Below are 15639 nucleotides of genomic sequence, written 5' to 3'. Positions count from 1 at the left end.
TTAATTATAAGGAAAAATCATTTTTCATCAGGATTCCAACTGGTGTGTGAATAATAATTTAAATTAACTTTCTTACCAAATTTTTGAATTACTTCTTCCATGCTATCAAAAGTATCAATAATGGATTGTTCATCTAAAATATTATTTCCTAAATGCCAATCAATATAAAGTGGTTCTCCAAAAGGAGTTTCACATTCTTTTTGATCTTGGTAAATAAATTTTAAGAAATGATCGGTAAGAGTCGGATTATCATAATCTCTAGCGAGAGAAAGATAACAATATTTAACCAACTCAGTTTCTTCAGAAGATATAATTGGTGTATCATTTTTATGTGTAATTTGACAACAAACCAAACGGTCTTGTTCATCATAAACTCTGATCCTATATCCTATCTTAGTTTCATTTTGATAAATGTAAGTTTCTCTTTCTCTTTCGATAAAAAAATTACCTATAGGAACTTTACGATCTATAAAAACAACAGAATCAATTTGTTGGTAGGATTCTTTGAAAATATCTTTCTCGTTTTCTCCTTTATCCAAATAATAAGTTAGTTTCCAAAATTCCTGATTTAGATAACTTTCTATTTTTTTAATAATACCATTTTCTTTATATATTTTTTCATAACTACCATCTTCTAAAGCTTCTTTTTCAGTCATTTCAGATGTTAAAATATTAATATAGGGATAAATGCGAGCATATGTAATTTCCATAGTTTTGTTTTTTTTTGAATTAATAAATATATTTTCAAAAGATATTAAAATCGTCCTTTTTCATCTTCTAAATTCCAAATCTCATGATTTAAATTATATTTTGCAAACATTTCTTTTGCTTCTTTCATCGTCCATTTTTGCCAATTTTCATCAAGATGATTACCATACCATTCTTTCGAAAACTCCCAAATTTTTGAGATTGGTTGTACATCTCCTTTTGGAATATTATGTTGTTTTACCCAATCATCAATTTGCTTTTCATTTTTAAATACAAGCATTGTGCTACAAGTGTAAATCACATTGTCCCAAGCATTTTTCATCGGAATAGGGAAGTGTATATATAAATCTTGATTTACAACTTTTCCATCTTTAATTTGAATTTCCACTTTTTCTCCATGCGCTCCATAACTTGTTGTAATGGTTAAATCTTCACTTAAAAGCGCAGCAACACCCAAAGAGCACCAAGCACAATTTCCCCACCATTTTCCTTTTTCTGATGTGACCAAAAAGTTTGTTGGAGCTAGAGAAAATGGATGAATTACCCAAATTTTAGGCTTATTAGGATGTAAAACAACACCATGATATTCTTGTAAATCATACAATCCTTTTTCAATATTGGATTTATCACTATTTAAAAGTTTTGACAAAGTTTTATTCGTAGGAGCAAAACCATTGTCAATAATATATTTGATGATTGTATAATGTAAATTGGAGTTTGTAATCATTTTTTTATTGATTTGATTGAGAAAATAAGTGAAAGTTTTTAGAAATAGAATAAACTTTTTATTCTAATCAATTTTCATTTTTTGTAATCTTCTATTTTGTCTTATACTTTTTTAGCTAATTCATGTAGAATGGAGTCAGTATCATTTACTTGATTATCGATTTCTTCTTTTGTTGCACCTCTTAAATCTTTAAATGTTGTATGAATACTTTTTGACATTCTTTTTAACTATTTTATATTAGTGATTTTTTTCATGTTATTTTCAAACTTTAGTATAATGTCTTGAAATTTTAATAATAATTTTTCTGTATCAATTTCTAATTTTGGTCTATTCCATAATTCAAATTTTTCTTTATTATTAAATCTTGGCCAAAAAATAAATTCATAATAATAATCCAAAGTTTTTTTTATTAATTCATCATCAATATCTTTCTGAAGGTGTTGATTCTTTTCGTCTTGATTTATGTAATCATCAAATAAGCTTATAAAATCTGAAAAACTTTCAATTGTTTTAATATCTAAAATATTTTCTTTCAAATTATTAATTACAGAAATTAAATCATAAGTGGTAGATTCGACCATTTTCATTTCTTTGGTATTTTCTAACCATTGATTTACATTTTCAGACTTGATCAACTTATTTTTTTTAGATTGTATTTTTCTCCTTAATTCAGTCAAAGTTTTGGAAGTGAAAATTTCTCCGTTTTTATAAGACAAGATGTGTTCAGTTTTGTTTTCGCTAATGTCTCTGTACCAAATTATAAATATTGATTTATAGTAATATTCTGAACGATATTTAATTATATAAGTTGAATATTCTTCACACAAATCTTCAAACTTTCTTGTATTTTCGATGTTTGTCATAGCTTTTACTAACGGTTTGTGTAAGTTTCGTTTTTTGTGTTGCGATTGTAGCAAAAAGTGAGACATATATTTTTATTCCAAATGAATCCATATGTTTAAACTATATAGAAGTTTCTACTTCAATTTCTTTTTTAATAATAAAATCTTAAGGTAATTTCCTTACACTTTCATATTAAAAATAATTGGTTTTATTTTAAGCATTAGCTTTTTGGATTATACTAACTTTTAGTTTATTCTTTATATATGTTATTACCAGTTTTTTTATCCGAATATTTTGTTCCATAGATTTTTTTTCTTTTTATCTATTGTTCTTTCTATTGTAATTTTGGCCACATACAATACTCTTTCTTGAATTTCCTTTATCCATTCATCAAAACCTTCAAAATTTGTAATATTTTCAGCTTGGTATTTGGAAATTTCAGATAATTCAGTTTCTAATAATCGAAGTTGTTCCTTTAAGTTTTTTTGAGTATAGTTTTTGAAGTATTTAATTTGTTCGAATTCATTATTTTTAATTAAATCATCAAGAATGTCACTTGTATATCTATTCCAATCATTTAAATAATCGTGCTTTATTAACACATAACTAGCATAAGCTATACATAATCTTTTAAAATTGGGTTTTTCAATATGAGTTAAAACAAAATTAGAGTTAGTAGAAACTTTAAACTTTTCAAAATATTCATTTTCTGCTATCTCATAGGATTCGAATGATGAAATATTTGATGATTTATTTTTATCCACCTCAATAATAAAGAATGGATTTTTGTTCGGACTTATATCAAACCAATCTTTTCTTATTTTAACGTGGTTTTTTATAAATACTTCATTTAACTTGCTGTGTATATTGTATTTATCATCAATTCTGATTAATTCTTTTTGCTCATCTAAACTTAAATTTTCATTATTTGCAAGTAAAAGATGGAATTTTTCAAAATCAGGATGTTGTTGACCTTCTTTAATTTTTAGATTATAAAGTATATCAATAATCTCAACCATTGAAGCCCATTTATGACTTTTTACAGTTCTAACTTGAATTTCAATTATTTTATGCTGGTTTATTGGACTTTTAATATAAATATGATAACCTTTGTAGCCATCTTCTTTGTTCTCTGCTAGGTAGTCATTTTCTCCAACAACTTCAAAATTCAATTTTAAATTTTTAATTACTTTTATTAATGAATCTTTGCTATAAAGTAATATTCTACATCCAGCAATATCCCCCATATTACCTAAAGACATAGTAGGTTGTCTTTTAATTTTAGATAATATAGATTCAATTCGTTTAATTCTAAATGAAGTTATACTGTCTTTTCTTGCATTTTTAGCAACATTAGATATCTTTTCAAAAACAGCAGAAAGGTCTTCCTTATAAGATGTTCTATATTCTTGCAATTTTTCCAATAATTCAATTTCTGGTGTTTCTCCTGCTTGAATTTTTTTTCGAAGAGCTTTTCCTAATTTATTTACTTGTGATTTTGTCATTTTTCTTCAAATGTTGGGTAACATAGCTATAACAAGTATTCCTGTTATTTATACTTTATCTGAGACTATAATATATTTGTGAAAAATGATTTTCATAGAATCAGTCAAACAAATATAAAAGAATCAATAATTTTTAACAAGAGAAGATTTAAATATTTAAAACAAAGAAAAAATATTCCACCCAAAAAGAAAAACGACACAAAGAAAGAAATCTAAGTGTCGTTTAAGTTATGTTTTTGATGCGGTATTAGTAAATATTGCCTTCGAGAGCCTCAGGCAGCGGCATCATTAACCTAATGAATAATCTTAAAAATTAATTCTTTCAATAAATCTTCATTTGAAATGTTTGCTTCTACACCTTTGCTTTTCACATCTGCATCTCGTAGGAAAGAAATTACTTGCGAAACTTTTCGCATTGGGTAATTTTTTAAAGCAATTAAATATTCAGGAACAAAAAACATATTTACACCCAAAGTTTTCGAAATAGATTGTTTGGATTTATCAGATAATCCGTGAACCAAAAGTAATTGTGTAAAAAAAGTATTTAACAAAGAAATTGTTACTTGTAGTGGATGATTTTTCGGATTTAAACTAAAATGCGTAATAATCTGATTTGCTTTTAAAATATTTCGTTCTCCAATTGCTTTTCGAAGTTCGAAATTGTTGAATTCCTTACTAATTCCAATATTATCTTCCACATGTTTTGCTGTAATTGTCGTTCCTTCTGGAAGAATAATTAATAATTTTTGAAGCTCATTATTAATTTTAGCCAAATCAGTTCCCAAAAACTCTGTCAACATAATTGAAGCTTTTGGCTCGATTTTATATTTTTTTCCAGCCAAAACTTTTTGAATCCAATCTGGAACTTGATTTTCATACAAACGTTTACTTTCAAATAAAACACCTTTTTTATCAATTGATTTATAGAGTTTTTTACGTTTGTCAAGCTTTTTATATTTATAACAAAAAACCAAAACAGTAGATTCTTGCGGATTTTCTGTATATGGAACTAATTGCTCAATTGTTCGAGATAAATCTTGAGCTTCTTTGACAATAATTACTTGCTTTTCAGCCATCATCGGAAAACGCTTTGCATTCGAAACAATTTCATCAATAGAAACATCTCTTCCATATAAAACCATTTGATTAAATCCTTTATCAGCTTCTGACAATACATTTTCTTCAATATATTCGGCGATTCGATCAATGTAATACGGTTCTTCTCCCATTAAAAAATAAATAGGTTTTGTATTTCCATTTTTAATATCCGAAACTATTTTGTTTACATCCTTCATAAATCAAAAAATAATTAGCATTTTTGCGCCATGCAGCAATTAAATTTACCTACATACCAATTCAAAATCAAAAGTAAGGAAAATAAACAATTCATTTTTGACTCTGTAAGGAAAAAATATGTGATTTTAACACCAGAGGAATGGGTTCGTCAACATGTGATGCAGTTTTTAATTCAATTTAAAAAATATCCAGCTTCTTTAACTGCTGTAGAAAAGGAACTTAAGCTTCATACAAGAAAAAAGCGAACGGATATTGTGATTTATAACACAAATGCAACTCCTGAAATTATTGTGGAATGTAAAAGACCAACAGTGCAAATTACACAAGCAACTTTTGATCAAATTGCAAGGTATAATATGGCGTTAAATGCTAAATATTTGATGATTACAAATGGAATCAATCATTATTTTTGTAGTATGGATACTGAAAATGAAACCTATACATTTTTGAGAGATCTTCCAGAATGTGATTATTTCAAATCTTAAAAAGACTTTATGACGGTAGCGATTGTAATACTAAATTGGAATGGAAAAGAGCTTTTAGAAAAATTTCTTCCAAGTGTTTTAAAATATAGTGAAAATGCAACAGTTTATGTTGCAGATAATGCTTCTACAGATACTTCTGTTTCTTTTTTAAAAGAGAAATTTAAAGAAGTGAAAATTATTCAGAATGCTGAAAATACTGGATATGCAGGAGGATATAATGCAGCTTTACAAGAAGTAAAAGAAGATATTTTAGCTTTGGTAAATTCAGATATTGAAGTTACTGAAAATTGGTTGCAACCAATTGTGAAAGTTTTTGAAAAAGAGAAAAATACAGCGATTATTCAACCAAAAATTTTAGATGAAAAAAGGAAAACACATTTTGAATATGCTGGAGCAGGAGGTGGATTTTTAGATACATATGGTTATGCTTTTTGTCGTGGAAGAATTTTTAATACAATAGAAAAAGATTCAAATCAATATAACGATACAACTTCTATTTTTTGGGCTTCTGGAGCTTGTCTTTTTATTCGTAATTCTGTTTTTCAACAAGTAAAAGGATTTGATACAGATTTCTTTGCACATTATGAAGAAATAGATTTATGTTGGAGAGTTCATTCTCTTGGATTTGACGTGAAATATGTTGGGAATTCTAAAGTTTATCACGTTGGAGGAGCAACTCTAGAAAATACAAGTCCTTTTAAAACGTATTTGAATTTTAGAAATAGTCTCTATACTTTATTAAAAAACTTACCAAAAGGAAAGCTGTTTCCTGTGATTTTTCCAAGAATGGTTTTAGATGGAATTGCTGGAATTCGATTTTTATTAAAATTTCAGTTTTCTCATTTTTTTAGTATTCTAAAAGCACATTTTAGTTTTTATAAGAATATGCGTAAAATGTATAAAAAACGTTCTGAAAATCAGATTTTAGATTATTTTGAAGTAAAAAATATTGTTGCAGATTATTTTATAAAGGGGAAGAAAAAATACACTTCTTTAAAGAAATAGAATTAATTTTTTAATACATTCGCATTGTATCAAAAATCTATGTAAAATGTTGCGAAAAATTATTTTTCTTTTTTTAGTTTCTACAAGTTTATTTGCACAACAAGAACCTGATTTTATTCAATATTCAACAAACATGAATATTATAAATCCTGCGTATGTAATTCATGAAGAAGGAATTATTAGAGTAGGAGCGTATTATAAAAATCAACGAGTTTCTGAGCTTGGAACTGTGCATACAGCAAATATTTATGGAAATATTCCAATAACGAAGAATTTTGAAGGAAGTTTTAATTATACTCGCGATGATTTTAGTGGCTTTTTTCATGAAAATGCTTTTGATGTTAATTTCTCATACATTTTTAAAGTTTCTGAATGGTGGAATTTATCATTAGGAATGAAAGTTCGAATTGATGAATATGATATCAATTTTGAAGATACAGGTTTTGCACATGATTTTGCTTTAGCAAATGAAAATAATGCTTTGTTCAATTTTGGAGCTGGAGCTTATTTTTTCTCAGATCGTGCTTATGTTGGAATTTCTGTTCCGAGTTTTAGTCAAGATACTAATGAGAATAGAAATATTGAAAAAGAATTTAAAATTTACGCGATTGGTGGATATGTTTTTGAATATGATGATTTTAAATTGAAACCTTCTTTTTTAGTAAAACAGCCAGAAAAAGGAGATTTTTCATTTGATATTTCAGGAAGTGTTTTATATCAAAATATTATTGAGGGTGGAATTTCATATCGTTATGATCGAGGAATTGTTATGAATGTAGGGTTCTATGTTTTAAATGGATTTTATCTAAATTATGCACATCGATTTGATGATACTAAATCTTTAATTGATTATGAAAGTAATCAGTTTTTATTACAATATAAAATCGATTTAATTGGATTAGATAAGAAATTTAGAGAACCACGCTTTTTTTAAAGAAAAAAAGTAAATTTAACGCTTATGTGTATTGTGTAAAAATTTAATAATATAATTGTTGATTTATTAAAGAATTTCTATTTTAGTTAGAAACTTATAATAAAAATAACATAATATGATTAAAAAAATTACTTTTTTATTTGCTATTGCATCTGCTTTAGCTAACGTTAGTAACGCCCAAACAATACACTACACGGAGGATTTTGAAGGAGAAAATATTGACAGCTGGACACAGCATAATATAGATGCAGATCCTTATGAATGGACACATCATGATTGGGGACAAGAAAATGGAATTTTAGGAAACAAAACTATTTATTCTTTATCTGGAGGTTATACACAAGATGGAACTTATGTAGAATTGGATCCAGATAACATGATTACTTCACCACTTTTTTCGCTTCCATCTGAAAATCCTGATCAATTAGTTTTACGTTTTAATTATTTTACAGCAACAGCAAATCCTGATATTCAATCAGAGAAATTTTCAGTGTATGTTTCTACAGAAAATGATTCTGATGCGATTGTTGCAACAACTCCTTTATACACAACAATCATTGAAGATAGTTCTATCAATGTTGCTTATGTTGATTTATCAGCGTATGCAGGACAAGATGTATATGTTTCTTTTAGACATTATGAATGTGCAGGGAATTATACTTTAATGATTGACAATGTAACAATTCAAACACAAGAACAATTCGATTTAGCTGTTGCAGGTTTAGGATTGGTAAAATATAGTGAGCAAAATGTGGATAATGATCTTGCTTTTGCTGTAACAAATAACGGTTCTGAAGCAATTACTTCTTATACATTAAAATGGTCTGATGGAGAAGGAGTAGAATACACAGAAACATTTACTCCAGAAACGGCAATTGCTTTAGGAGAAACTACAAGTACAACAGAGCCTGAAGTATTTGCAGATAAAGTAAATTTCAGTTCTTTAGTTAATAAAAGTATCACAGTTTCAGTAATTAGTGTAAATGACGGAGAAACGGATGCAAATGCAGATAATGATGAAGCATCTACAAAATTTATTACAGTAAGTGAAAAGCCTTCAAAAAATGTTTTATTTGAAACGATGAATGGAGTTTGGATGGAAGAAGCAGATTCTCCATCTTCAGCTTTGGATTATATGCAAGATAACCATGAAACGTTTATTGGTGTTGCAGTGCATCAAGCAAAAGACGAAGCAATTACGGATCCTTTTGAAGTGGAAGCTTATACAGAAGGTTCAGGTTTACTAGAGACAGGAATGCATATTGACAGAATTAATAGAAATATTCTTTCTTCTCAAGAAAATATGGTAGAAAGACATGATGTTTTGTCTGATGAAACAGTTCCTGCTTCACTTTCTGTTGAGACAGATGGGACAGCAGACAATTTAGCAATTGAAATTACAGCAGATTTTAAAGCAACGATTAATGATGGTGATTTTAGATTAGGAGTAATTATTACAGAAGATGAGGTTGATCATGATGGAAATTCATACAATCATGTTGCTAGAGCAATTTTAGGAACTTATGATGGTATGGAAAATTCTATTGCTGCTGAAGATATTGTAGATAATCAATCAGCTTCTTATACTTTTAATTATTCTGTTCCAAATGGATCAGATTTTACAAAAATGAATGCTGTTGCAGTTTTAATTGACTCAGAAGATGGGACAATTTTAAATTCAAAAAAGATTGCTTTAGAACCTGTTTTAAATGTTGGAGAAAATGAATTAGCAGATATTAATTTGAAAATGTATCCAAATCCAGTTTCTGATGAATTAAATATTTCTTTTTCAGCAGAAGGAAATTATACAGTTCTATTAACAGATATGTTAGGAAAGGTAATTTATAAAAAGGAAATTAAGAATGCTTTTGGAGCTTACAATCATACAATTCCAGTTTCAGAATATGAGCAAGGAAATTATATTTTAAGTGTTTCAAATTCGAAAATTTCATTTAATAGAAATATAGCAATTCAATAGAAAAATAAAACACAAAGGCTAATTTTTAATTTTAAAAAAGCCTTTGTGTTTTTTATTTTTAGTCATTAAAAAGCAAAGTAGGTTCGTCTTTTGTTATATGAATTATATTTTTGTTTATATCATATTGTCCATAAAGTTTTATATTTTTTCTTTCATTTGCTTCATTTTTTAGAACAATTTTATACTCGATTAAATAACCAGTATTTTCATTTTTTTCTTTTTTTTGTAAATCGCTAATCAAAGTTTTTATACTATCCGCATATTCCTTAAATTGATCATTTTCTCCAGACATTAAATATAAATTAGTAAGCTGAAGTATATTTCTTTCATGATTAATTCTTCTATAAGCAGGAATTTCATAAGCCTCTTTAATAATTGTTGAATCTATTTTCACGCCTTCATTTAATGAAGTACTAAACAAATTATTAAATTGTTCTTTTACTTTTGCATTTTCATCAGTACATGCGAAAAAAAATAAACAGATTGGAATAGAGAATAATAGTTTTTTCATTTTTTCATGGTTAATTAAGCCCGAAAATAAGAAATCAAATGAAATAAAAAAAGAGCAAAGACTTTTAATCAATGCTCTTTCTATTATTTTGATAAAATAGATTAGTTTTTCACTATTTTTTCAGTACGAACTCCTTTATCTGAATTAATTCTAACAAAATAAATTCCATTAGTATAATTTGATAAATCAATTTCTAAAGCTTGATTAATTGGAGTGTCTTTGATGTATTTAATAATTCTTCCTTGTTGATCAAATAAACGTATTGAAACATTAGAATTTTCGTTCCATTGAATGTTTATCTTATCTTTTGCTGGATTTGGATAGATTTTAATATCTTCTAAAAATTTATGATTTTCAATTCCGATATTTGGACTATATAAAGCTGATCTCCAAACTCCTCTTCCATAAGTAGAAACATAAATATTTTGATTTACATAATTGATTTCCAATTCTGTAATTCTAACATTTGGAAGATTATTATTAAAAGGAACCCATTCTTCAAGGTTATCATTAATCATATAGATTCCATAATTCATTCCTACATATAATGTATTTAATTCATCATCTTGCCAAACGATTGAAGTTTTGCTAAAGTTAGGTAAGTTTTTATCAAATTGTTCCCAAGAATCTCCACCGTCATTAGAAATGTAAACTTGATTTGAACTATTGATACAAACTGCTATTTTATCTGGATTCGTCGGATGAATTGCAATATCACGAACTCTTCCGAATAGTCCAGAAACTGTTTCCCATGAATCACCACCATTATTTGTTTTATACAATCTATCAGCAGCTCCAAAATAAATTACTTGATTGTTTGTTGGTGCAATTTCAATATCTGAAATATAATCACCAAAACTCTGTGAAATGCTTGTCCAACTTAATCCTCCATTTGTAGTTTTATTTAAGCTAGCTCCACCTCCATAAAAAGTATTTGAATTATTTGGATCTGGTTCAAAAGGTGTTACCCAATCACCATAAAATCCTTGAGGTAATTGTGAAGAATTAAATCCACCATTCACTGTTTTATATAATGTTCCATTATAAATAGTTCCATAAACAATATTTGGATTATTTATATCAAAGAAAGTTTCCATTCCGTCTGCACCAAGCCAATCAATCCATTGATTTGTTTCTTCATCATAAATAGAAGAACCATTATCTTGAGAACCACCTGAAATTTTTGTTTTTTCTGTTTGTGTAATACCAAATTTATAAAACTGACGAATTCCTAAACCATCAGTTAAATCTGTATAATAATTTTGACTGATATTATCTGGATTTTCAGCAGTAAATAAACCTCCGTCACTTCCTACAAATAATTCACCATCCGTAAATTCTAAAATATCGACATCTGCGTGACAATAACCTACATTTGCAGCAGCAGCACTTCCAGGAACCCAATCTGATGTATTTTGGAATGTAACACCACCATTTGTAGATCTCCATGTTAAGATTCCGGCAATATGAACCTCATTTTCATCTGTAGGAGAAACAGCAATATCCATATCTCTTGGAGCTTGACCATTTGCGTCTGCTGCAGAAGTACTATAACCAAAATAATTATTAGTTCCATGGTCTAATTCGTTAAAATTATTACCTCCATCTACAGAAACATACAATGCATTAAAAATTCCTTCTCCTTCTTCAATTACATAAATTTTATCTGGATTTGCAGCTGTTACACCGATCATTTTAATTCCTGAAGAGAAACTGTGTGTAATAGATTCTGAATTATCAATTGTTGTTTTATAGAAATTACTTCCACTTAAATAAACAATATTTGGATCTTCTTTATTAAACTCTACATCATAACCTCTATTGTCACTAACTACTTGATGCCAATTTTCACCGCCATCGAGAGTTCTATAGAATCCTCCATAACTCATTGCAGCATATATAATGTTAGAATCTGTTGGGTGAACAGCAATTTTAGTAACAGAATATCCAGATAAATTTGCGAATATACTCCAAGTAATTCCTTCATCTTCGGATTTATAAATTCTTCCGTTTGAAGAACCCCAATAAACAGTACTTAAATCAGAAGGATCAATCGCAAGCGATTGTACAACTAGATTTGTAAATTCATCTGTTAAAGGTGTCCAATTTGTACCTTTATCTTTCGTTGACCAAACTCCACCAGTTGGACTTCCAATATAAATATTACTTGAATTTGTAGGGTTAATTGCTAAAGCTGTAATTCTTCCAACTCCAGGATTCCATCCAGAAGTTTGATTATAATATGTTGGTCCTAATTCTTCCCAATTATCATTTGTTTCAAATTCTTCAGTTCTTCTGTTTTGATATTGGTTTACTCTTTTTAATTCTTCAAAATAGAATTCATTTGGTTTTAAATAACCGTTCTCATCCATATCTTGAAGCGCAGTAAATTCCCAACGTTTGAACTGTTTATATCCAGTTCCTTTTCCTTTTCCAGTTTTTTGAAAATAATTATCAGCTGATTCTTGAATTTCTTGAACTCTAAAATTCCCTTCTCGAATCATTTCTTTATATTCTTGTGCATACAAACTTGTTGTACCAATTAGAATCAAAGATGCAATTGAACGTAATTTTTGCTTCATAGATTAAAATATTTTGGAGTTAATTTTCATCAAAAGTATTACATTTTAGATATAAACAAAATAAAATACATAAAAAACAATAAATAATTTATTTTCTGTTATTAATCATAAAAAAATACGACATATATAATATTTATATTAAAAAAATGATTTATTAAATTTTAAAAATTAAATTTAGGATAAATTTATTAATGAAGAGAAGGAGGGAAGAAATTTGCTAATATTCTGAAAATAAGTTTATTTAATTTAATTTTAAATAAGAATCAAAAAAAAATATAACCTTACATTTTCGTCTTTTTTGATTTTAAAATAGAATAGTAAATCAAATAAAAAAGAGCAAAGAATTGAATCCTTGCTCTTTAAAAAGTTTTTATTTAAAAAAGACTACTTCTTGATAATTTTCTCAGAAAATATTCCTTTTTCAGTATTAATTTTAATAAAGTAAATGCCAGGATTTAAATTATCAATGTCTATGATATTGTTTTTATTAAGCGTAAAATCTTTTAAATATTTTACAACTCTTCCACTTTGATCATAAATACTAATCGAAGTTTTGAATGAATCTTCAAGGTTTTTGATATTGATTTTATCTTTAGCTGGATTTGGAGAAATAGAAATATTTTGTTCTAATACTTCTTGGTTTTCTAAACTTTCACGAGAATTGTAAAGATTTGTCTTCCAAATTCCTCTTCCATAAGTCGAAGTATATAAAGTATTATTTGTATGATTAATTTCTAATTCTGTAATCATAACATTTGGTAAATTGTTATTGAAAGCAACCCAGTTAGTTAAATCATCATTGATCATATAAACTCCATAATCCATTCCTACATATAATGTATTATTTGAATCACCTTGCCAAACAATTGCTGTTTTACTAAAATTAGGAAGGTTTTTGTCATATTGTGTCCAAGTACTTCCACCATTATTAGAAACATAAACTTGGTTACTACTATTAACACATACAGCTACTTTATTAGAATTTGTTGGATGAATTGCAATATCTCTAACTTGTCCATAAATTCCACTTACTGTTTGCCAAGTTTGTCCTCCATTAGTTGTTTTATAAAGTCTTGACCCTTGACCATAATAAATAATTTGATTATTTGTTTGTGAGATTTCAATATCATTTATATACCCAGATCTAACACTAGAAATACTTGACCAAGTTTGTCCTCCATTAGTTGTTTTATAAAGACTTGAACCTCCACCATAGAAAGTGTTAGAATAATTTGGGTCTGGTTCATAAGGTGTTACCCAAGCTCCATTAAATACTTTTGGAAGAGAAGTATAACTATTTCCTCCATTATAACTTTTGTAAAGTTGTCCATTGTAAATTGTTCCATAAACAATGTTTGAGTTATTGATATCGAAGAAAGTTTCCATTCCATCAGCTCCAAGCCAATCTTTCCATTGGTTTGTTTGCTCTGAATAAATTGAAGTACCATTATCTTGAGATCCTCCAGAAATTTTAGTACTTGATGTTTGTGAAATTCCCATTTTGTAAAACTCACGAATTCCTAAACCATCAGTTAAATCTTCATAATAATTACTATTTATATTACTTGTGTTTTCAGCAACAAATAACCCACCGTCACTTCCTACAAATAATTCACCATCAATGAATTCTAAAATATCTACATCTGCATGACAATATCCAATATTTCTAGATGCAGCATTTGCTGGAACCCAGTCAGATGTAATTTTGAAAGATGTTCCTCCATTTGTTGATCTCCATGTTAAGATACCTGCAATATGTACTTCATTTGCATTCGTATTTGAAACTGCAATATCCATATCTCTTGGAGCTTGTCCTCTATCATCAGAAGCGTAAACACTATATCCAAAATAGTTTTTGCTTCCATGATTTAATGTTGTAAAAGTTGTTCCTCCATTGTTTGAAACATATAAAGCACCAAATTTTCCACCACTTTCTTCTAAAACATAAATTTTATTAGAATTTGCAGCAGTAACACCAATCATTTTAACTCCTGAGCTAAAATTATGTGTTTTTATAGGACTAGAATTGTCGATTGTTGTTTTATGGAAATTTGTTCCACTTAAATAAACAATATTTGGATTACTTTTATTAAACTCTATATCATAACCTCTATAGTCTGATGTAATTTTAGTCCAAGATGCTCCTCCATTTAAAGTTCTATAAAATCCACCATAATTCATTGCAACATAAACAATGTTTGAATTTGTTGGGTGAACTGCAATTTTGTAAACTGAAGATCCTGATAAATCTGCAAAAGTTTGCCAAGTTGATCCTTGGTTTGTAGATTTATAAATAACTCCACTATTAGATCCCCAATAAACAGTATTTGAATTAGAAGGATCCATCGCTAAAGACCAAACCTTTAAATTAGAGAAATGATCTGTAAGTGATGTCCAAGTTGTTCCTTTATTTGTAGTTCTCCAGATTCCTGCGTTAGGAGTTCCAATTACAATATTATTAGAATTAGAAGGATTAATTGCTATAGATGTAATTCTTCCAACTCCTGGATTCCATCCTGAAGTTTGATTCCAATAAGTAGGTCCAAGTTCAATCCAATTATCATTTGTTAATGCCTGATTAACTTTTTGATTTTCGTACTTGTTAACTCTTTTTAATTCTTCGAAGTAAAAATGATCTGGTTTTAAATAACCATCTGGTCCCATTTTTTTAAGGGCAATAAATTCCCATCTCTTAAATTGCTTATAACCTGAACCTTTTCCTGTTCCTTTTTTTTCAAAATACCTTTCTGCTGAATCTTGAATTTCTTGTACAGTAAAAGTTCCTTTTCTGATCATGTCTTTATATTCCTGAGAATATAAACTAGTAACGCAAATTAAAATAAGAGACGTTAATAAATGTAGTTTTTTCATTTGTTAATAAATTTGGAGTAAAAACCTGTCGATAGGTTTTTATTGAGTAATTGTTTTAAATTGTTTTTTATTAATTTTACATAAAATTAGTTAAAAAAAAAGAATAAGAGACTTTTTTATCATAAATTTTAATTATAGTGATAAAAATGAAAGTGGAAGTGATGAAAATGCTAATATTTAGAAAATAACTAATT

General features: G+C 27.8%; 12 protein-coding genes. 4 read left to right on the top strand and 8 right to left on the bottom strand.

Annotated elements, in window-relative coordinates; genetic code table 11:
• Window positions 1–17: 17 nt before the first annotated feature.
• The 5 genes from I1A51_RS08920 to holA form a co-directional block, all read right to left on the bottom strand.
• Window positions 18–656 (bottom strand): hypothetical protein, encoded by a 639-nt coding sequence (locus I1A51_RS08920; RefSeq protein WP_196893139.1) that lies wholly within the window; start codon window positions 654–656, stop codon window positions 18–20.
• 98 nt (window positions 657–754) lie between these two features.
• The gene (locus tag I1A51_RS08915; protein ID WP_196893138.1) at window positions 755–1435 is read right to left on the bottom strand and encodes an alkylmercury lyase family protein; all 681 of its coding nucleotides are present in this window, start codon (window positions 1433–1435) and stop codon (window positions 755–757) included.
• A gap of 227 nt (window positions 1436–1662) precedes the next feature.
• Window positions 1663–2298 (bottom strand): hypothetical protein, encoded by a 636-nt coding sequence (locus tag I1A51_RS08910; RefSeq protein ID WP_196893136.1) that lies wholly within the window; start codon window positions 2296–2298, stop codon window positions 1663–1665.
• A 261-nt stretch (window positions 2299–2559) separates the two neighbouring features.
• Entirely contained in the window at window positions 2560–3783 is a 1224-nt protein-coding gene (locus tag I1A51_RS08905) for a RelA/SpoT domain-containing protein (protein WP_196893134.1), read from the bottom strand.
• A gap of 293 nt (window positions 3784–4076) precedes the next feature.
• Window positions 4077–5078 carry a DNA polymerase III subunit delta gene (gene holA, locus I1A51_RS08900; RefSeq protein ID WP_196893132.1) on the bottom strand — a complete coding sequence of 334 codons (1002 nt, stop codon included), beginning with the start codon at window positions 5076–5078 and terminating at the stop codon, window positions 4077–4079.
• A 30-nt stretch (window positions 5079–5108) separates the two neighbouring features.
• Here holA and I1A51_RS08895 point away from each other — a divergent pair, with 30 nt between their 5' ends.
• The 4 genes from I1A51_RS08895 to I1A51_RS08880 all read left to right on the top strand — a co-directional run bounded on the left by I1A51_RS08895 (window position 5109) and on the right by I1A51_RS08880 (window position 9481).
• Entirely contained in the window at window positions 5109–5564 is a 456-nt protein-coding gene (locus I1A51_RS08895) for a type I restriction enzyme HsdR N-terminal domain-containing protein (protein WP_196893130.1), read from the top strand.
• Window positions 5565–5573: 9 nt separating this feature from the next.
• Window positions 5574–6569 (top strand): glycosyltransferase family 2 protein, encoded by a 996-nt coding sequence (locus tag I1A51_RS08890; protein WP_196893128.1) that lies wholly within the window; start codon window positions 5574–5576, stop codon window positions 6567–6569.
• A gap of 46 nt (window positions 6570–6615) precedes the next feature.
• Complete coding sequence (locus I1A51_RS08885; RefSeq protein ID WP_196893126.1) at window positions 6616–7503, top strand: PorP/SprF family type IX secretion system membrane protein; 888 nt, start codon at window positions 6616–6618, stop codon at window positions 7501–7503.
• 115 nt (window positions 7504–7618) lie between these two features.
• On the top strand, window positions 7619–9481 hold the full coding sequence (locus I1A51_RS08880) for a T9SS-dependent choice-of-anchor J family protein (protein WP_196893124.1): 1863 nt from the start codon (window positions 7619–7621) through the stop codon (window positions 9479–9481).
• Window positions 9482–9539: 58 nt separating this feature from the next.
• Here the strand turns inward: I1A51_RS08880 and I1A51_RS08875 are convergent, their stop codons facing one another.
• The 3 genes from I1A51_RS08875 to I1A51_RS08865 form a co-directional block, all read right to left on the bottom strand.
• Entirely contained in the window at window positions 9540–9992 is a 453-nt protein-coding gene (locus I1A51_RS08875; protein ID WP_196893122.1) for a hypothetical protein, read from the bottom strand.
• A 101-nt stretch (window positions 9993–10093) separates the two neighbouring features.
• Complete coding sequence (locus tag I1A51_RS08870; RefSeq protein WP_196893120.1) at window positions 10094–12574, bottom strand: T9SS type A sorting domain-containing protein; 2481 nt, start codon at window positions 12572–12574, stop codon at window positions 10094–10096.
• Between the two features lie 384 nt (window positions 12575–12958).
• Window positions 12959–15445 carry a T9SS type A sorting domain-containing protein gene (locus tag I1A51_RS08865; RefSeq protein WP_196893118.1) on the bottom strand — a complete coding sequence of 829 codons (2487 nt, stop codon included), beginning with the start codon at window positions 15443–15445 and terminating at the stop codon, window positions 12959–12961.
• Window positions 15446–15639: the final 194 nt, after the last annotated feature.

It is taken from the genome of Aureivirga marina (assembly GCF_015767265.1).
In the GTDB taxonomy this organism is placed as follows: Bacteria; Bacteroidota; Bacteroidia; order Flavobacteriales; family Flavobacteriaceae; genus Aureivirga; species Aureivirga marina.
The sequence above is the reverse complement of the archived record's forward strand: the minus strand, read 5'-3'. Positions and strand labels throughout refer to the sequence as shown.